Source organism: Paracoccus sp. NSM (assembly GCF_052379855.1).
GTDB lineage: Bacteria > Pseudomonadota > Alphaproteobacteria > Rhodobacterales > Rhodobacteraceae > Paracoccus.
In genome coordinates, this window is sequence record NZ_JBQTCG010000001.1 from 44364 (window position 1) to 60744 (window position 16381).

Here is a 16381-nt window from a genome sequence, read left to right on the forward strand (position 1 = left end):
GAGCAGGTCAGCCTTCGGGCGTCAAGCGGATCAGGGCGCCGTTCTCGTGGTCGGTGATGACCATCAGCGCACCGTCGCTGGCGACCTCGATCTCGCGCACGCGGCCGATGCCCTCGGCGTAACGCTGTTCGCCGGTGACGCGGCCATCCTCGATCGTCAGGCGGATGACGTCCCGGCTTTGCAGGCCGCCGATCAGGGCATCGCCCTGCCAGTCCGCGAACATCTCGCCGTCATAGAAGGCCATGCCGCTGATCGCGGGCGAGGGGTCCCAGTAATAGACGGGCTGCTCGGTCCCCTCCATCTCGGTGACGCCCGCATTCACCTCTCCGCCGGCATATTCGACGCCATAGGTGACGGTGGGCCAGCCGTAATTCACCCCGGGCTGGATCAGGTTCAGCTCGTCCCCGCCGCGGGGCCCGTGTTCGTTGAACCAGATGTTGCCCTCGGCATCCACGGCGCCGCCTTGGATGTTGCGGTGGCCCATCGACCAGATCTCGGGCAGGGCGCCGTCGATCTCGGCGCCGGCGGGGCTGCCATCCTCGCCATTGATGCGGATCACCTTGCCAAGCGTCGATTGCGGGTCCTGCGCATATTCGCGCGGCTCGGGGTCGGAACGCTCGCCCAGACCGACGACCAGATAGCCCTCGGAGTCGAACAGGATGCGGGCGCCGAAATGCTTGGTCGATTCCCAGGCGGGCACCTGCTGCCAGATGCGCTGCACATCTTCCAGCGCGGTGGCGTCCTCGGACAGGATGCCGGTCGCGATGGCGGTGTTGTTCTTGCCGTCCTCCATCGGTTCGGCATAGGTCCACCAGACGCGGCGGGTTTCCGCGAAGTCGTCGGCGATGGCGACGTCATGCAGGCCGCCCTGATCCCGGGCATCGACCTCGGGCATGCCCTTGATCGGGTCCGAGACATCGCCATCGGGGGTGATGACGCGCATCCGGCCCGGACGCTCGGTCACCAGCCAGTTGCCGTCGGGCATCTCGACCAGACCCCAGGGATGTTCCAGCCCGTCGGCGATCACCTCTTGCGCCAGGGTCAGGTCGTCCTCGATCACCGGGGCGCGGGTCTGGCCCTCGAAGGCGGGGGTCTGGCCGAACTGGGCGCCATGCGGCGGAGAATCGTTGAAGTCCTGCGCGAAGGCGGCGCCGGCCAAAAGCCCCGTCCCTGCGGCAAGTGCCAGCGTGCTGATCATCAGGCCCGGAGCCTTGGGGCGCGCATTCGTCGTCATCATGGTCCTCCATTCCGTCTGGCTGTGTCGGGGACCGAACAACCCTGCGCGGATTGCGTTCCGCGCAAGGCCTGACGATGGCTTCACGATGGCGTCAGGGGCGGGAACCGGAGTGCTGCACGAACAGCGCCTCGGCCCGCGCCCAGGGGGCGGTGAAGGCGTCCAGCCCTTCCAGCACAGGCAGAAGCTGGGCGGCATAATCGTCAGAGCTTTCCAGCGGCAGCATCGAGGGCAGGTTGTCGATCGCCATCACGTCCAGAACCGGGCTGTCCGCGACACGCAGGACCGGTTCGTCCCAGCTGGTCGCGCGGTCATAGACCTTGATCGGGGAAAAGGCGCTGCTCGGGTCGCAGGCCACATCGCCGATCACCGACAGCGCGCGCGGGGCCGTCAGGGCGGATTGCGGCACGAAGACCGGCGCGCCGGGCTGGGCCAGGATCGCGTTGACGAAGATGTCGTGCATCAGCACCTCGGGGAAAGGGCCGCCATGCGCGGTCTCGGCCAAGTCCCATCTTGTGACGGTGACGCCCATCGCGGTCAGCAAATCGCAGGCGCCGCTGCCCACCCGGCCCCTGGCGCCGATCACGATGGCGCGCGGCCGGGGCCGCCCGGTCGCATCCATCCGCGCCCGCAGATCGGCCAGCAGCGCGTCGCGCCCCGGCCAGGCCTGCACGGGCGGACAGATCCCGCCCGCCTGCTGCGCCACCCAGGCCGACAGCGACACCGCCGCGCCCGCATAGCCCGCCCAATAGCCGAAGGCCGCCAGCCTGCGCCCGTCCTCGTCGGTCAGGTATTCCAGATCCAGAAGCATCCCGCCGCCCTCGGCAAAGCGGCGCAGCAGGACCTGTCCGGCGGGCTGGCCCTTGTAGGCATGGCCAAACATGATGTGGCGGTGACGCAGGGGGGTGCCGTCCTCGGGCAGTTCCTTCAGGCCAAAGATGATCGCATCGGCGGGCGCGTCGGGCCAGCTGCCCTCGGGAGCGATGGTCGCGCCCGCCTTGGCATAGGCATCCGCGGCAATCACGCGGCGGGGGCTGTCCTCGACCGTGACGGTGAAGCCCTGCGCGATCAGACGGCGCACGCCGTCCGGCGTGATGCCCACGCGATCCTCGTTCGGCCTGCTTTCGGCCCTGACCCACAGATGCGTCATCCCGTCACTCCCCGATTGCTCTGCAAGCTTTAGGTCAGCCCGGCGCGGCTCACAACCCGGCAGGCGGCGGGCACGCTGCCCTTGCCGGTAGTGACGGCCGGGACCAGCCTGTCCGAAATCGAGGACGTCTCGGACATTTTCGCCCCCGGCTGATCGCCGCCCTGATCGCGCTGGCTGCTACGACAAGCCAGACGCAGCGCATCGACGCGCTAAAAAGGCGAGGGGCTGGAAAAGCCCATCACCTCGCCGCTGTCAGGATGGCGCAAGCGCAGGGTCTCGGCGTGCAGCATCAGGCGCGGGTGATCGGCGGCCGCGCCGCTGGCGTAAAGCGGATCGCCCAGGATCGGATGCCCCGTCTCGGCCATGTGGACGCGCAACTGGTGACTTCGGCCCGTCACCGGCATCAGCCGCACGCGGGTTTCGCGGTCATCGGCCCGGATCACGCGCCAATCGGTCTGCGCGGGGCGCCCCGCATCGTGATCGACCTTCTGGCGCGGACGGTTCGGCCAATCCACGATCAGCGGCAGATCCACCCGCCCGGTCTTCGGCTCAAGCCGCCCGGCCAGCCGCGCGACATAGACCTTCTTGACCTGCCGCGCCTCGAACTGGCGGCCCAGATGGCGCTGCGCATGAGGGGTCAGCGCGAAAACCATCACCCCCGACGTGTCCAGATCCAGCCGATGCACCAGCAGAACCGTCGGAAAGGCGCCGCGCAGCCGCGCGATCAGGCAATCGGCCCGATCCTCGCCACGCCCCGGCACCGACAAAAGCCCCGAGGGCTTGTCCACGACCAGGATCTCGTGATCGGCATGCAGCACGGTGACGCCCCCCTCGGGAGGCGCATAGACGAAATCGCTCATCGCGCGACAAGGCGCAGCGCCAGCCCCGCGAACATCACGGCGGCGATCCGGTTGACCAGACCCAGCCGCTTGCCGATGACCTGCCCGGCCACCCCGCCGACAATGCCGTAACCCATCGTCACCAGCGTGCCGGTGAACGCAAAGATCAGCCCCAGGCCCAGGATCTGCTGCCAGATCGGCCCCCACGCCGGATTGGTGAATTGCGGCAGAAAGGCCAGCATGAACAGGACGGGCTTGGGGTTCAGCGCGTTCGACAGGAACCCGCGCCGGATGATCGACCAGACTCGCACGCTGCCCCGCGCCGCAGGATCGACATCGCCCGCATTCCAGCTCTTCCAGGCCAGCCACAGCAGGTAGGCCGCGCCCAGATACTTGATCGCGCGCAGGGCCTCGGGATGGGCTGCGACCAGCGCGCCCAGACCGACCGTGGCCAGCGTCACATGCATCAGCACGCCCAGCCCCACCCCGAACCCGGCCCAGGCCCCGGCGCGCGGCCCGCCCTGGATGCCACAGGCGCTGGCGAAGAACACGTCCTGACCCGGCGCGAAGTTCAGGACCAGCCCGCCCAGCACGAAAGCCAGCAACTGGGCCGAGGGGATGGCGGCGATCGTTTCCCAGATCATCGGGACTCCTGCTTCAAAGATGACCGAAGACGTCGGCCAGAATGGCCGTCAGCGCCTCGGCGTCGCCCGCATCAAAGGCGGCGGGCCGGTCGCTGTCGATATCCAGAACCCCGATCAGCCGCGCGCCCGCGCCGAAAACCGGCAGGACAATCTCGGACCGGGTGGACGATGAACAGGCGATATGCCCCGGAAACGCATCGACGTCATCGACCAGCTGCACATCGCCCGTCCGCGCACAGGCGCCGCAGACCCCGCGCGAGAACGGAATGACCAGACAGCCATGCCCGCCCTGATAGGGCCCGATCTTCAGCAGATCCGGCGCCACCACGCGGTAAAAACCCGTCCAGTCGAATCGCGCGTCCGAATGATGCAATTCGCAGGCCACGGTCGCCATCAGCGCGACCTCATCGGTCTCGCCCTCGCAAAGCGCCCGGATGCGGGCGCGGATCTCGTCGTAATCGCTCATTCCCATTGCATACGCCCGGCCGCGGAAACAGAAAAGCCCGCCGCTTTGCCTTGGCGAAAATATCCCGGGGGGAGTCCCCGCAAGGGGACGGGGGGCAGCGCCCCCCTGCCCGCTCTGGCACAAGCGCGCCGACCATGGCAAAAGAAACCCCGCGCGGCGACGCCCGAACCCGCGCAGGCACGCAGAAACAGGGGACAGGCACCCCATGCTGGCATGGTTCGAACTGGATGACACAGCCTCGCCCGGTCAGGCGGACCGGATGCTCGAAACGCTGGCCCATGACCTGACCGCGCAGGGTTGGCGGCTGGCGGGGGCGGTCCAGCGCAACCTGGACCAGGGCCCCGATTGCGCCTGCGAGATGGAGTTGCACCTCCTCGACCGATCGGCCAGCCCGCTGCGCATCTCGCAATCGCTCGGAACGGGCTCGTCGGGCTGCCGCCTCGATACGGACGCGCTGGCCTGGGCCGCGGGCCGGGTCGCGGCGACGCTTTCCGGGGCCGAGTTGCTGATCCTGCCCAAATTCGGCCGGCAAGAGGCCGCGGGCGCAGGCTTTCGCGATGTCATCGGGCAGGCCCTGGCCGACGGTATCCCGGCCCTGATGCATGTGCCCCGCCAGCAGCGCGCGGCTTTTGCAGCATTCGCGGGCGGGATGGGCGAATGCCTGCCGCCTGACGGGCTGGCCGCATGGTGCGCAGGGCTGCGCCGATGATGGGGGTCGATGCGCGCGGGCTTCTCTGCCCCCTGCCGGTGCTGCGGCTGCGCAAGGCGCTCGAGGCTCGCGCACCGGGCGAAAGGCTGGTGCTTCTGGCCAGCGACCCGATGGCGGTGGTCGATGTGCCGCATTTCTGCGGACAGGCCGGTCATGTCATGGTGCAAGTGCGCCCGATCGGGGACGGCGCGCATGAATTCATCGTGGAACGGGGGCCGCTGGCGGCCCAGACCGCCACGGGCCTCGCCCCCGGGAATGGTTGAAGACCCAAGATGACCATGGCGTTCCTGTCCAATCGCAAGCGGTTCGACGACCTGACCCAACAGGAGGTCGTCGCGCTGGCCATCGCCTCGGAAGAGGACGACGCCCGCATCTACCGCAACTGGGCCAGCTTCCTGCGCGGGGATTATCCGGCCACCGCCGCCGTCTTCGACGCGATGGCGCTGGAAGAGGATGGCCACCGCCGCGCGCTTCTGGACCTGCATCGCGAAAGGTGGGGCGATGCGATCCCGGTGATCCGGCGCGAGCATGTGGCGGGCTATCCGATGCGCCGCCCGGCCTGGATGATGCAGAATCTCTCGCTGGACCAGATCCGCAACGAGGCCGCCGGGATGGAGCGTGACGCCGCGAATTTCTACGCCCGCGCCGCGCAACTCAGCCAGGATGCCGGCATCCGCGCCCTGCTGGGCGATCTGGCCGCAGCCGAGCGCGACCACGAGACCCGCGCCGACGAGCTGACGGGCGCGCATCTCGACAGCGACGCCCGCGCCGCCGAGGACGCCGTGGCGCATCGCAATTTCGTGCTGACCTGGGTCCAGCCCGGTCTGGCAGGGCTGATGGACGGTTCCGTCTCGACCCTTGCGCCGATCTTCGCGGTGGCCTTCGCCACGCAGGACCCCTGGACGACCTTCATCGTGGGGCTTGCCGCCAGCCTGGGCGCCGGGATCAGCATGGGCTTCACCGAGGCCGCATCCGATGACGGGGTCGTCTCGGGGCGCGGCTCGCCCATCAAGCGCGGCATCGCGGCGGGGGTGATGACCACGATCGGCGGTCTGGGCCATGCCCTGCCCTATCTGATCCCCGATTTCTGGACCGCGACCACCATCGCCATCCTCGTCGTGTTCCTGGAACTCTGGGCCATTGCCTGGATCCAGAACCGCTGGATGCAGACCCCCTTCTGGCGGGCCACCTTGCAAGTCGTGGTCGGCGGTGGTTTGGTGCTGGCCGTAGGCATATTGATCGGGTCCGGCTGAGGCCCCACGGGGGCAGCATGAGCCATTCCAGCGCGCGCCATGGCTGAGGTCTTTCTGCGGACCCTGCCCTTTTTCGGATTGATCGGTCTGGGCTGGCTGGCCGCCATATCCCGCATCTTTCCGCCCGAGGGCGCAGCCTGGCTGACCCGCTTCGTCTTCTATTTCGCACTCTCGGCGATGCTGTTCCGCTTTGCCGCGGGGCTGGATCTGGCGGCGATCTTCGATCCGCGCTTCGTGCTGGCCTACCTGACCGGCTCGCTTGCGGTCTGGGCCATCGGCATGGCGGTCGCACGCGCGCGCGGCCTGCCCCTGCCCGAGGCCGCGATGGAGGCGCATTGCTGCATGACCGGCAATACCGGCTTTCTGGGCGTGCCGATGCTGGTCGCGCTGATGGGTCCGGTGGCGGTCGGGCCGCTGTTGATGGTGCTGACCATCGACATGCTGGTCTTTTCGGCGCTGATCACGCTGATCGTCCACGGCGCGCGGCAGGGCGGGCTGCGGCTGGCCGCGATCCTGCCGGTGCTGCGGGGGCTGGCGGGCAATCCGATGATCCTGTCGATGCTGGCCGGTCTGGCCTGGGCGCAATCGGGCTGGACCATGCCGCGCCCGCTGGACGAATTCCTGACGCTGCTGGGCGCGGCGGCGACGCCGGGGGCGCTTTTCGCCATCGGCGCGGGGCTGGCCGGGCGGCGGCTGGTCCGGGTGGCGGCGGCGGGCTGGCTGTCGGCGGCCAAGCTGGTCCTGCATCCGCTGGCCGTCGCGCTGACCGCCTGGGCCTTCGGCGTGCCGCCCGTCGCGGCGGCGGTGATGGTCGCGGCCTCGGCCCTGCCCGTCGCGGGCAACGTCTTCATGCTGGCCGAACATTTCCGCATCGCGCCGCAGCGCGTCTCGGCCGCGATCCTGATTTCGACCGCAGCCTCGATCCTGACCATTCCCGTCGTGATGCTGCTGATCACGACCCCCTGACCGAAAGGAGCGCCATGAGAACCCTCGACCGGCTGGACCTGACCAACCTCATCGTCGATCTAGACGCGGACGGCATCGCCAGCGTCACGCTGAACCGCCCGGCCAAGCGCAACGCGCTGGACCTGGCCACGATCGAGGAGCTGATCGACGTCTTTCAGGCGCTGCCCCGCTCGGGCGCGCGGGCGGCGATCCTGTCAGGCGCAGGGCCGCATTTCTGCGCGGGGCTGGATCTGGTGGAACATCATCAGGCCGAACGGACGGCGGCGGATTTCATGCATGTCTGCCTGCGCTGGCACGAGGCCTTCAACAAGATGGAATATGGCGGCGTCCCGGTGATCGCGGTGCTTCAGGGCGCGGTCGTGGGCGGCGGGCTGGAACTGGCCTCGGCCGCGCATATCCGCGTGGCGGGGCCCGATACCTATTTCGGCCTGCCCGAGGGACAGCGGGGCCTGTTCACCGGGGGCGGCGCGACGATCCGCGTGGGCGATCTGATCGGCAAGGCGCGCATGATCGACATGATGCTGACCGGCCGCCTCTATCGCGGGGACGAGGCCGTGTCGGTCGGTCTCTGCCAATATCTGGTCGATGACCCGGCGGCCAAGGCGCGCCAGATCGCGCTGGCAGCGGCGGCGAACCCGCCTCTGTCGAACTTCGCCATCTGCTCGGCCATCAGCCACATGCAGAACATGAGCGCGCTCGACGCTGCCTATGCCGAGGCCGCGATTGCGGGCGTCGTGAACACGCAAGAGGCCGCCAAGGGTCGCCTCGCCGCCTTTGCCGACGGGACCGGGCCGCGCATCAAACCGGGCGCCTGATTTCCGGGACGCGCCGCGCGCCTGTGCCGCAAGGCGCAGGGGCGGCGGCCGGGCGGGCCTCGATGGCCCGACCGGGCGCGGCTTGGCGCGACGCCGCTAGACCGTGCCACCGCTGACGAACATCGTCACCGCGATGGCCAGACCCCCGATCGTGGTGAAACCCAGCAGCGTGAACAGCCCGTCCCGCGCCAGCATCCCGAAGGACAAAAGCAGCACGACAGCGCCCAGGATGGACGAGGTGAACGGCACCAGTTCCAGAAACGGCATCATCAGCCCGCAGATCAGGCACAGGGCCTGCGCGACCCACAGGACCGGCGGCCAGACCAGAACCCGCATCCGGTTGCGCGTGATCCGGTCCAGCCAGCCCGCAGGCCGCTTCATCCGGGCGGTCGCCGACAGCAGGCGCTTGCTGTCGATCTGCTTGTCCAGCAACCAGCGCGGCAGCCAGATCCGATGGCGCTGCGCCAGCATCTGCGCCGAGACCAGCGCGATGGTGATCCCGCAGATCGACGAGAACAGCGGCACGCCCGACAGAGGCGACACCACCGCCAGCGCCGGGATCATCAGCTGCGGGATGAAGCTGTCGCGGCCAAGCGCGCCGATGACGTCGCGCAGGCGCGTGCTATCGCCGCGTTCCGCCACGGCCTGAACCCGGCCCATCAGCCCGGTGATCGTCTCGTCGCCGTCCATCATCCCTCCGCCAAGGCCATGCAGCGAACGCGGCCCCGGTCGAAAGGTTCACCCCGAAGGTTCACCCCGTCCGGCGCGCCGCGCCCAGAACACGGTCCAGCGTGGCCAGAAAGCGCGCACGCTCGGCCTTGCCGAAGGCGCTGCCACTGCCCTGATGAAACGGGTTCGCCGCCCGGATATCGGCCATCAGGTCGCGGGCGGCAAGGCGGGGACCGATGTTCGAGGCGCTCAATTCTTCGCCAGCATGGGTGACGACCCGCGCGCCCGCCTTGATGCAGCGATCCGCCAGCGGCAGGTCGCCCGTCACCACCACATCGCCCGGCCCGCAAGCGTCGGCGATCCAGATATCGGCCAGGTCCGGCCCCTCGGGGACGATCTGCAACCGCACCAGCGGATGCGTCGGCAGGCGCAGCCCGCCATTGCAGACCAGCACCATCTCAACGCCCATGCGGACGGCCACCCGTTCGGCCTCGGCCTTGACCGGGCAGGCATCCGCATCGACGTAAAGCGTGGTCATCAGTCGCGCAGCAGCTCGTTGACCGAGGTCTTGGACCGCGTCTTGGCGTCCACCCGCTTGACGATCACCGCGCAATAAAGGTTCACGCCGTTCTTCGACGGCATCGAGCCCGAGACGACGACCGACCCGGCAGGAACCTCGCCATACATGACCTCGCCCGTTTCGCGGTCCACGATCTTGGTCGATTGGCCGATATAGACGCCCATCCCCAGAACCGAGCCCTCGCGCACGATGCATCCCTCGACCACCTCGGAACGGGCGCCGATGAAGCAATCATCCTCGATGATCGTCGGCCCGGCCTGCAGAGGCTCCAGCACGCCGCCGATGCCCACGCCGCCCGACAGGTGGACGTTGCGGCCGATCTGCGCGCAGGAACCGACCGTGGCCCAGGTGTCCACCATCGTGCCTTCGCCCACATGGGCGCCCAGGTTCACGAAGGATGGCATCAGCACCGCGCCCTTGGCCACATAGGCCGAACGGCGCACGATCGCGCCCGGCACGGCGCGGAACCCGGCCTGCCGCCAATCGGCATCGGTCCAGCCGTGGAATTTCGAGGGAACCTTGTCCCACCAGTTGCTGCCCTGCGGACCGCCCGACATCTCTTCCATGTCGTTCAGACGGAAGGACAGCAGCACGGCCTTCTTGGCCCATTGGTTCACATGCCATTCGCCCGTCTCGCGGCGCTCGGCCACGCGCAGCGCGCCGCTGTCCAGCGCGGTCAGGGTGGCCTCGACGGCGTCGCGGGCCTCGCCCTTGGTGGCCGAGGTGATGCCGTCGCGCGCCTCCCAGGCGGCTTCGATGGCGGCTTCCAGTGCGGCGTTGTTCATCTGCGGTCCCCCGGTCAAGTGTCGGGACCGGGATTAACGGGCTTGCCCCGCCGACGCAATGGCGGGGCAAGCCCTTCGGTCAGTGCCTGTCCGTCAGGCGGCCACGTCCAGTTTGACCAGCGTCTGGTTCAGCAGCACGTAAGCCACCTCGCCAAAGGTCACGGGGCCGGTGAAACCGCCGGTGCTGCGGCCCTCAAGCTCTCCGTAAAGGAAGTTCAGGATGCAGTTGCACGACAGCATCCGTTCGCCGCCCGTCCCGGCCTGCGCGGCAAAATTGGCGACGTAATCGCCCTGCGGCGCGGCCAGCCGGTATTCGACGCCCGGAAAGACGGGGGCGTAGAACTGGACCTCGTGCGCCACCGGATCGACCGCGCGGAAGGACACGTTGATGTTCGCGCCGGCGTAATCGGCGACCAGAGGCAGGCGGGTGTCGAAACCGTGCTGCGTCACGTAATCGGCGAAATCGACCTCGGCGCCATTGATCACGGCCTTCTTCACGGCGAAACCGCCCTCGGGGAAGGTCACGGTCTGCGCCGGATCATCGCCCTGCGAGAACAGGTTCACGATGTCCAGCCGCGGCTGTGTCCCTTCGGGCAGGGCGACATGCAGCAGCACCGCGCCCTCGTGGTGGCGGGTGCCGGTCGCCCCGTCAAAGACCGAAGGCGCGACGGTGCCGATATCGTCCAGATGCACGCCGCTGATCCAGCCCAGCAGCGGCTGATCGAACAGGCGCGGATAGGTCGCGCCGTCCTCGGCGAAACGCGCATGAGCCTGCGAGAAGGCGGGAATGATGATCAACGTGATGCCGCCCGCCGCATAACCATCGGCCAGACCCGACAGGCCTGCCACGTCCAGATGGCGCGCGGTGGCCGTGCTGCCCTCGGGCAGGGTCGAGCAGAACAGACGCTCGCGGTCCACCTTGCCGCCCGCATCCGTCATGAAATAGACGGTCGAGCCGCCGATCCAGTTGCCCTGGGGCAGTTGCGCCATCAGCGCCTCGTCGCCCGCGATGGTCATCACGGCGCCCGCGCGGATGCGTTCTGCCGCTTCGGCGGGGGTCAGGAATTCGTTTTTCATGCTGTTTTTCTCCGACAGGGTATCAGGCTGACGCCAGCTCGGCGGCGGCGGCGGGATTGCGGGCGACGTAATCCTTCAGCTCTGCCAGCTTGACCGCCAGGGTCGAGGGGTTCGCGCGCAGTTCCACCCGCAGGCGGTTCACCAGAATCCGCGTCCCCAAAGAGGCGCCCTTGAGGTCGCCGTTTTCGGACAGCGTCCGCTTGAGTATGATTTCACTGACCATAGCCTATTCCTTTGGCGTCGTTGTCGCGCATTCGCCCCCCACTCATGCAAGAATCGTGCCAGATCCTATCCGGCCAGCAGGGACAGGCCGCGCAGGTCCGCACCGTCGGTTTACCGACAGGCCCCACGACCGCGGCTGCATCGGTTTGCCACGGGCGCGCGGGCGGGTTAGTCCTTGGGGTGGATCAGCGCGAGGCAGGACCATGCACGACGACAGCCGCAAGACCCCGTTCCGCCATAGCGGCGAGGATATCGAGGCCGCGCGCCATTCGCCCGATACGCCGCAGACACGCGCGCCCTCCTACCGGCTGGCCTTCGCCGACAACGAATTCCTTCTGCGCGAGGAACTGCGTCCCGTCCGGCTGCAGCTGGAACTGCTGAAACCGCAGATGATCCTGGACGAACGCGGCATCGTCTCGACCGTGGTGATGTTCGGAGGCGCCCGCGTCCCCTCGCCCGAGCGTCAGGCCGAGGCGCGCACGCCCGAACTGGCGGCGCTGTCGAGATACTACGAACAGGCCCGCATCTTCGCCCGGCAGATGACCGAACGCAGCCTGACGACGGGCGGGCGCGACTTCGTGATCTGCACCGGCGGCGGCCCCGGCGTGATGGAGGCGGGCAATCTGGGCGCCGAAGAAGTCGGCGGCCAGTCCATCGGCCTTGGCATCGTGCTGCCGCATGAACAGGCGCCGAACCGGCACGTCACGCCGGACCTGTCCTTCAACTTCCACTATTTTGCGATCCGCAAGATGCATTTCCTGATGCGCGCCCGCGCGATCACGGTCTTTCCGGGCGGCTTCGGCACGCTGGACGAATTGTTCGAGACGCTGACCCTGATCCAGACGCGGCGCATGGCACGCATCCCGGTCCTGCTGTTCGGCGAAGCCTTCTGGGAAGAGATCATCAACTGGCGCGCCCTGGCCCGCGCCGGCACGATCAGCGAGGAAGACCTGGACCTGATCCGCTATGTCGAGACGGCCGAGGAAGCCGTCGCGATCATCGACGCCTTCCCCGCCCCGCAGGACTAGGAGGCCTCGGCCTCGATCTGGGCGCGGGTCTTGCGGCCCCGCTCGGTCGCGGATTTCAGCTGCCCGCAGGCGGCCATGATATCCTCGCCGCGCGGGGTCCGGATGGGGCTGGCATAGCCCGCCTTGTAGATGATGTCGGCGAAGGCCCGGATCCGCTCGGGCGAGGACCGTTTGTAGGGCGCGCCCGGCCATTCGTTGAAGGGGATCAGGTTGATCTTGGCGGGGATGCCCTGGATCAGCTTGACCAGGCGGCGCGCATCTGCATCCGTGTCGTTCACCCCGTCCAGCATGACATATTCAAAGGTGATCCGCTCGCTGTTCGTCAGGCGAGGATACTCACGCAGCGCGTCCAGCAGGGTGGCGATGTTCCAGCGCTTGTTGATCGGCACCAGCCGGTCGCGCACCTCGTCGGTGGTGGCGTGGAAGCTGACGGCCAGCAAGCAGCCGATCTCCTCGGCGGTGCGGGCGATTTCGGGGACGACGCCGCTGGTGGACAGGGTGATGCGGCGACGCGACAGGGACAGGCCCTCGCCATCCATCACGACCTTCATCGCGTCGCGGACATTCTCGAAATTGTACAAGGGCTCGCCCATGCCCATCAGCACGATGTTGCTGACAAGCCGCGTCTCGTCCTTGGGGGCGCCCTGGACGGGCCATTCGCCCAGATCGTCGCGCGCCAGCATCAACTGGCCCACGATCTCGGCCGGGGTCAGGTTGCGGACCAGCTTCTGCGTGCCGGTATGGCAGAAGGAACAGGTCAGCGTACAGCCCACCTGGCTGCTGACGCAGAGCGTGCCGCGCCCCTCCTCGGGGATGTAGACGACCTCGACCTCGTGACCGCCCGCGATACGCACCAGATATTTACGCGTGCCGTCCTGGCTGATTTGCCGGGCGACCATCTCGGGCAGCACGATCTCGAAATGCTCGGCCAGAAGCGCGCGGTATTCCTTGGCCAAATTGGTCATCGCCGCGAAATCGCGCACGCCCCAGTGATAGACCCATTGCCAGACCTGCCCCACGCGCATCCGGGCCTGCCGCTCGGGCGTGCCGGCGGCGATCAGGGCCTCCTGCAATTGCGGGCGAGTCAGGCCGACGATGTTCACGCGGCCCGTCTCGGGCAGCTTGCGCGGAATGGTCAGCACATCCTGCGTGATCGGCGCAGACGGGGTCTGATCGGTCATGGCACCACCGGCTCTGGGTCAGGGAAAAGGCGCGAAAGGCCGTTATCTAAGCGAAAGCGGGCCGGAAATCAACCAGCCCGCCGCTTTGCCTTGGCCCGAAATATCCCGGGGGGAGCCACCGTCAGGTGGCGGGGGGCAGCGCCCCCCTGCCCGGCCTCACTGACAGCGCGACCGCGCCGTGTTGGTGGCAGCCGTCACACCGGCCAGGCTGAACGTGTCCTTGGTCGTGTTGCCGCGGGCCGAACGACCCGTCACGACCGCGCTTGACCCCGCGCGCAGCGCGGCGACCAGCGCCTCGTCATCCGCGGGACCGCCGGTCCAGGCGCTGTCCCCTTCGGTGAACAGATTGAACTTGCGCCCGCCCACATCGACCTCGACCGTCGAATCCGGGGCAAAGGGATAGCCGCCTGCAAAGGACACCTCGCCATTCTGGCCCGGGCGATAGGCGATATACAGGCGGATATCGCCGCGCGTCACCTCGACGGTCTGTCCGTCGCGGGTCGCAATGCTGGAGCGCGGCGGCGAGACCGCCCAGCATTCCCGCGGATTATCCGCCGCGAACACCGTCCAGTCGCCCTCGGTGGCGACGACATTCGTGGATTCCTGCGCCATGGCCGTCCCGAGCCCGGCGATCAGGACGAGGCTGGCGCCCAGTCCGCGCAGCGTGGTGGTCAACATGCTCTGGCCTCCTGCCATTCACTTTCGCCGTTTCGCCCGGCGTTTTCCCTTATTGCCGTGGTCTTTTCAACCATCTGCCGTAAGGATAGCGAAATTCGACCGCCAAGAAAGCCCGGCCTCGCATGATCGCGCAATTGTCACCCCGCCAGCCCGGCAGGGAGAACAGCGCAAAAGCAGGTCCGGCACGAGGATGACCATGAATGCAGCAACCCTGATCGAACTCTGGCGCGGCGACCTGCGCGAGAGCCACCATGCCGGCCACGCGGTCATCTGCGACCGGCAGGGCGTCATCGAGGCCTGGGGCCGCCCCGCCACGACCATCTTTCCGCGTTCTTCCTGCAAGATGATCCAGGCGCTGCCCCTGATCGAAAGCGGCGCGGCCGATGCGGCGGGGCTGACCGACCGTCAGCTGGCCCTGGCCTGCGCCAGCCATTCGGGCGCGCGCATCCATGTGAAGGCCGTGCAGGACTGGCTGGCCGGGCTGGGCCTGGGCGATGACGACCTGCGCTGCGGCAGCCACATGCCGCAGGACCGCCACGAGAACCGCCGCCTGACCTGTTCGGACGAGGCCCCCTGCCAGTGCCACAACAACTGCTCGGGCAAGCATGCGGGTTTCCTGACCCTGAACCGGCACCTCAAGGGCGGGCCGGATTACGAGACAGTCGATCACCCCGTCCAGCAGGCCGTCCGCGCCGCCTTCGAAGAGGTCACGGACGAGACCAGCCCCGGCTACGGGATCGACGGCTGCTCGGCCCCGAACTGGGCCTGCACGCTGGAGGGGCTGGGCCGCGCGATGGCGGCGTTTGCGACGCCGGGCGATGACCGGCGCGGCCAGGCGATGCGGCGGCTGGTCGATGCGATGCGCGCCTATCCTGAGATGGTCGCGGGCGAAGGCCGGGCCTGCACCACGCTGATGCGCGCCTTCGGCGGCGGCGCCGCGCTGAAGACCGGGGCCGAGGCCGTGTTCGTGGCCATCCTGCCCGCGCAGGGGCTGGGGATCGCGCTGAAGATCTCGGACGGGGCGACGCGGGCCAGCGAGGCCGCGATCACGGCGCTTCTGCGGCATGTCGGCGCGCTGGCGGCCGATGATCCGGTGATCGCGCGCTTCCTGCCGCAGCCGATCCGCAACTGGCGCGGCATCGCGACGGGCGATCTGCGCTGCGCGCCGGGTTTTCCGGCCTGACGGCTGCGCTGCGTCACGAAATCGTCGCGCTTTGATGTTTTGATGCGCGCGGCGCTCCCGCGCCTGACTGTCCCGACCCGCCTCAAGGACCGGCGCCCCTTGGCAGAGACGGCGCCGGAAGCCGGGCTCAGATCATCTGCCAGATCAGCCGCAGCGCCAGCGCCGTCGAGGTGACGACCAGAAGCGGCTTGATCAGCCGCGCGCCGATCCTCGACGCCGCCCGCGCGCCCAGCACCGCACCGAAAATCTGCGCCGCGCCCATCATCAGCCCAATCAGCCACAGGGGCTGGCCCACCACCGCAAAGGCGATCAGCCCGCCGATATTCGACGCGAAGTTCAACAGCTTGGTATGCGCGGTGGCCTTCAGCACCCCGTAGCCAGCCAGCGTCACGAAGGCGATCATGTAGAACGACCCCGCCCCCGGCCCGATCAGCCCGTCATAGAAGCCGACCAACGGCACCGCGAACGCGGCGAATGCCCAGGGCGCCATGCGGCGGACGCGGTCCAGATCGTTCAGGCCGGGCTTCAGCGCGAAGAACAGCGCGATCCCGATCAGCACGACCGGCAGGACCAGCCGCAGCCCGTCGGTGGGCACGCTGCTGATCAGAACCGCCCCCGCCGCGCCTGCAAGCCCCGCGATCAGCGCCAGCCGCCATTGCGCGCGCAGATCGACCAGCCCGCGCGCGGCATAGCTGATCGCTGCCGTGGCCGCGCCAAAGGCGCCCTGCACCTTGTTCGTGGCCAGCGCCTGCGCGGGCGAGAACCCGGCCAGCATCAGGACCGGCAGGGTGATCAGCCCTCCGCCCCCCGCAATGGCATCGACGAAGCCCGCCGCGAAGGCCGCGCCAAGAAGCAGAAGGATCAGGTCGAGCGTGAGTTCGGGCATGGTGGCCTTTCCGGGG

20 protein-coding genes are annotated in these 16381 nt (G+C 68.4%); 7 read left to right on the top strand and 13 right to left on the bottom strand.

Annotated features, from left to right (window positions below; translation table 11 throughout):
- Positions 1–7: 7 nt before the first annotated feature.
- From ACTZWU_RS00220 to ACTZWU_RS00240, 5 genes are all read right to left on the bottom strand, one after another.
- On the bottom strand, positions 8–1234 hold the full coding sequence (locus tag ACTZWU_RS00220) for a PQQ-dependent sugar dehydrogenase (RefSeq protein ID WP_444735337.1): 1227 nt from the start codon (positions 1232–1234) through the stop codon (positions 8–10).
- 94 nt (positions 1235–1328) lie between these two features.
- Positions 1329–2384 (bottom strand): saccharopine dehydrogenase, encoded by a 1056-nt coding sequence (locus ACTZWU_RS00225; RefSeq protein WP_444735338.1) that lies wholly within the window; start codon positions 2382–2384, stop codon positions 1329–1331.
- Between the two features lie 209 nt (positions 2385–2593).
- Positions 2594–3244: an RluA family pseudouridine synthase gene (locus ACTZWU_RS00230; protein WP_444735339.1), complete on the bottom strand. Its 651-nt coding sequence runs from the start codon at positions 3242–3244 to the stop codon at positions 2594–2596.
- Positions 3241–3867 carry a LysE family translocator gene (locus ACTZWU_RS00235; RefSeq protein ID WP_444735340.1) on the bottom strand — a complete coding sequence of 209 codons (627 nt, stop codon included), beginning with the start codon at positions 3865–3867 and terminating at the stop codon, positions 3241–3243. The genes ACTZWU_RS00230 and ACTZWU_RS00235 overlap by 4 nt, the downstream gene beginning before the upstream one ends.
- A gap of 13 nt (positions 3868–3880) precedes the next feature.
- Complete coding sequence (locus ACTZWU_RS00240) at positions 3881–4333, bottom strand: GAF domain-containing protein (RefSeq protein ID WP_444735341.1); 453 nt, start codon at positions 4331–4333, stop codon at positions 3881–3883.
- 205 nt (positions 4334–4538) lie between these two features.
- On the opposite strand from ACTZWU_RS00240, the gene ACTZWU_RS00245 reads away from it, so the two are divergent.
- From ACTZWU_RS00245 to ACTZWU_RS00265, 5 genes are read left to right on the top strand one after another with little or no spacing between them, the layout of a single operon-like run.
- Positions 4539–5042 (top strand): DUF2478 domain-containing protein, encoded by a 504-nt coding sequence (locus tag ACTZWU_RS00245; RefSeq protein ID WP_444735342.1) that lies wholly within the window; start codon positions 4539–4541, stop codon positions 5040–5042.
- On the top strand, positions 5039–5305 hold the full coding sequence (locus ACTZWU_RS00250) for a sulfurtransferase TusA family protein (protein ID WP_444735343.1): 267 nt from the start codon (positions 5039–5041) through the stop codon (positions 5303–5305). The genes ACTZWU_RS00245 and ACTZWU_RS00250 overlap by 4 nt, the downstream gene beginning before the upstream one ends.
- A gap of 15 nt (positions 5306–5320) precedes the next feature.
- The gene (gene mbfA, locus ACTZWU_RS00255) at positions 5321–6295 is read left to right on the top strand and encodes an iron exporter MbfA (protein WP_444735873.1); all 975 of its coding nucleotides are present in this window, start codon (positions 5321–5323) and stop codon (positions 6293–6295) included.
- Between the two features lie 39 nt (positions 6296–6334).
- Positions 6335–7261 carry an AEC family transporter gene (locus ACTZWU_RS00260; protein WP_444735344.1) on the top strand — a complete coding sequence of 309 codons (927 nt, stop codon included), beginning with the start codon at positions 6335–6337 and terminating at the stop codon, positions 7259–7261.
- 14 nt (positions 7262–7275) lie between these two features.
- Positions 7276–8076, top strand: a complete 801-nt coding sequence (locus ACTZWU_RS00265; protein WP_444735345.1) for a crotonase/enoyl-CoA hydratase family protein — start codon at positions 7276–7278, stop codon at positions 8074–8076.
- Positions 8077–8172: 96 nt separating this feature from the next.
- Here the strand turns inward: ACTZWU_RS00265 and ACTZWU_RS00270 are convergent, their stop codons facing one another.
- The 5 genes from ACTZWU_RS00270 to ACTZWU_RS00290 all read right to left on the bottom strand — a co-directional run bounded on the left by ACTZWU_RS00270 (position 8173) and on the right by ACTZWU_RS00290 (position 11410).
- Positions 8173–8766 carry an exopolysaccharide biosynthesis protein gene (locus tag ACTZWU_RS00270; RefSeq protein ID WP_444735346.1) on the bottom strand — a complete coding sequence of 198 codons (594 nt, stop codon included), beginning with the start codon at positions 8764–8766 and terminating at the stop codon, positions 8173–8175.
- Positions 8767–8827: 61 nt separating this feature from the next.
- Positions 8828–9283 (bottom strand): YaiI/YqxD family protein, encoded by a 456-nt coding sequence (locus ACTZWU_RS00275; protein WP_444735347.1) that lies wholly within the window; start codon positions 9281–9283, stop codon positions 8828–8830.
- The gene (gene dapD / locus ACTZWU_RS00280; protein WP_444735348.1) at positions 9283–10110 is read right to left on the bottom strand and encodes a 2,3,4,5-tetrahydropyridine-2,6-dicarboxylate N-succinyltransferase; all 828 of its coding nucleotides are present in this window, start codon (positions 10108–10110) and stop codon (positions 9283–9285) included. Before dapD ends, ACTZWU_RS00275 begins: the two co-directional genes overlap by 1 nt.
- A gap of 93 nt (positions 10111–10203) precedes the next feature.
- Entirely contained in the window at positions 10204–11187 is a 984-nt protein-coding gene (locus ACTZWU_RS00285) for a DUF6976 family protein (protein WP_444735349.1), read from the bottom strand.
- 22 nt (positions 11188–11209) lie between these two features.
- Positions 11210–11410 (bottom strand): hypothetical protein, encoded by a 201-nt coding sequence (locus tag ACTZWU_RS00290; protein WP_444735350.1) that lies wholly within the window; start codon positions 11408–11410, stop codon positions 11210–11212.
- 202 nt (positions 11411–11612) lie between these two features.
- Between ACTZWU_RS00290 and ACTZWU_RS00295 the strand changes: the two genes are divergently transcribed.
- Positions 11613–12437: an LOG family protein gene (locus ACTZWU_RS00295; protein ID WP_444735351.1), complete on the top strand. Its 825-nt coding sequence runs from the start codon at positions 11613–11615 to the stop codon at positions 12435–12437.
- On the opposite strand, the gene rlmN is transcribed toward ACTZWU_RS00295, so the two are convergent.
- On the bottom strand, positions 12434–13618 hold the full coding sequence (rlmN, locus tag ACTZWU_RS00300) for a 23S rRNA (adenine(2503)-C(2))-methyltransferase RlmN (RefSeq protein ID WP_444735352.1): 1185 nt from the start codon (positions 13616–13618) through the stop codon (positions 12434–12436). The two genes, ACTZWU_RS00295 and rlmN, sit on opposite strands and share 4 nt — an antisense overlap.
- A gap of 156 nt (positions 13619–13774) precedes the next feature.
- Entirely contained in the window at positions 13775–14296 is a 522-nt protein-coding gene (locus ACTZWU_RS00305) for an invasion associated locus B family protein (RefSeq protein WP_444735353.1), read from the bottom strand.
- A 196-nt stretch (positions 14297–14492) separates the two neighbouring features.
- On the opposite strand from ACTZWU_RS00305, the gene ACTZWU_RS00310 reads away from it, so the two are divergent.
- Positions 14493–15479 carry an asparaginase gene (locus tag ACTZWU_RS00310; protein ID WP_444735354.1) on the top strand — a complete coding sequence of 329 codons (987 nt, stop codon included), beginning with the start codon at positions 14493–14495 and terminating at the stop codon, positions 15477–15479.
- 127 nt (positions 15480–15606) lie between these two features.
- On the opposite strand, the gene ACTZWU_RS00315 is transcribed toward ACTZWU_RS00310, so the two are convergent.
- Entirely contained in the window at positions 15607–16365 is a 759-nt protein-coding gene (locus tag ACTZWU_RS00315; protein WP_444735355.1) for a TSUP family transporter, read from the bottom strand.
- Between the last annotated feature and the right edge of the window lie 16 nt (positions 16366–16381).

Bases quoted from the DNA above. Each gene is read 5' to 3' on its own strand.
- ACTZWU_RS00220 (WP_444735337.1), bottom strand. From the start codon at position 1,234: ATGACGACGAATGCGCGCCCCAAGGCTCCGGGCCTGATGATCAGCACG.
- ACTZWU_RS00225 (WP_444735338.1), bottom strand. From the start codon at position 2,384: ATGACGCATCTGTGGGTCAGGGCCGAAAGCAGGCCGAACGAGGATCGC.
- ACTZWU_RS00230 (WP_444735339.1), bottom strand. From the start codon at position 3,244: ATGAGCGATTTCGTCTATGCGCCTCCCGAGGGGGGCGTCACCGTGCTG.
- ACTZWU_RS00235 (WP_444735340.1), bottom strand. From the start codon at position 3,867: ATGATCTGGGAAACGATCGCCGCCATCCCCTCGGCCCAGTTGCTGGCT.
- ACTZWU_RS00240 (WP_444735341.1), bottom strand. From the start codon at position 4,333: ATGAGCGATTACGACGAGATCCGCGCCCGCATCCGGGCGCTTTGCGAG.
- ACTZWU_RS00245 (WP_444735342.1), top strand. From the start codon at position 4,539: ATGCTGGCATGGTTCGAACTGGATGACACAGCCTCGCCCGGTCAGGCG.
- ACTZWU_RS00250 (WP_444735343.1), top strand. From the start codon at position 5,039: ATGATGGGGGTCGATGCGCGCGGGCTTCTCTGCCCCCTGCCGGTGCTG.
- mbfA (WP_444735873.1), top strand. From the start codon at position 5,321: ATGGCGTTCCTGTCCAATCGCAAGCGGTTCGACGACCTGACCCAACAG.
- ACTZWU_RS00260 (WP_444735344.1), top strand. From the start codon at position 6,335: ATGGCTGAGGTCTTTCTGCGGACCCTGCCCTTTTTCGGATTGATCGGT.
- ACTZWU_RS00265 (WP_444735345.1), top strand. From the start codon at position 7,276: ATGAGAACCCTCGACCGGCTGGACCTGACCAACCTCATCGTCGATCTA.
- ACTZWU_RS00270 (WP_444735346.1), bottom strand. From the start codon at position 8,766: ATGGACGGCGACGAGACGATCACCGGGCTGATGGGCCGGGTTCAGGCC.
- ACTZWU_RS00275 (WP_444735347.1), bottom strand. From the start codon at position 9,283: ATGACCACGCTTTACGTCGATGCGGATGCCTGCCCGGTCAAGGCCGAG.
- dapD (WP_444735348.1), bottom strand. From the start codon at position 10,110: ATGAACAACGCCGCACTGGAAGCCGCCATCGAAGCCGCCTGGGAGGCG.
- ACTZWU_RS00285 (WP_444735349.1), bottom strand. From the start codon at position 11,187: ATGAAAAACGAATTCCTGACCCCCGCCGAAGCGGCAGAACGCATCCGC.
- ACTZWU_RS00290 (WP_444735350.1), bottom strand. From the start codon at position 11,410: ATGGTCAGTGAAATCATACTCAAGCGGACGCTGTCCGAAAACGGCGAC.
- ACTZWU_RS00295 (WP_444735351.1), top strand. From the start codon at position 11,613: ATGCACGACGACAGCCGCAAGACCCCGTTCCGCCATAGCGGCGAGGAT.
- rlmN (WP_444735352.1), bottom strand. From the start codon at position 13,618: ATGACCGATCAGACCCCGTCTGCGCCGATCACGCAGGATGTGCTGACC.
- ACTZWU_RS00305 (WP_444735353.1), bottom strand. From the start codon at position 14,296: ATGTTGACCACCACGCTGCGCGGACTGGGCGCCAGCCTCGTCCTGATC.
- ACTZWU_RS00310 (WP_444735354.1), top strand. From the start codon at position 14,493: ATGAATGCAGCAACCCTGATCGAACTCTGGCGCGGCGACCTGCGCGAG.
- ACTZWU_RS00315 (WP_444735355.1), bottom strand. From the start codon at position 16,365: ATGCCCGAACTCACGCTCGACCTGATCCTTCTGCTTCTTGGCGCGGCC.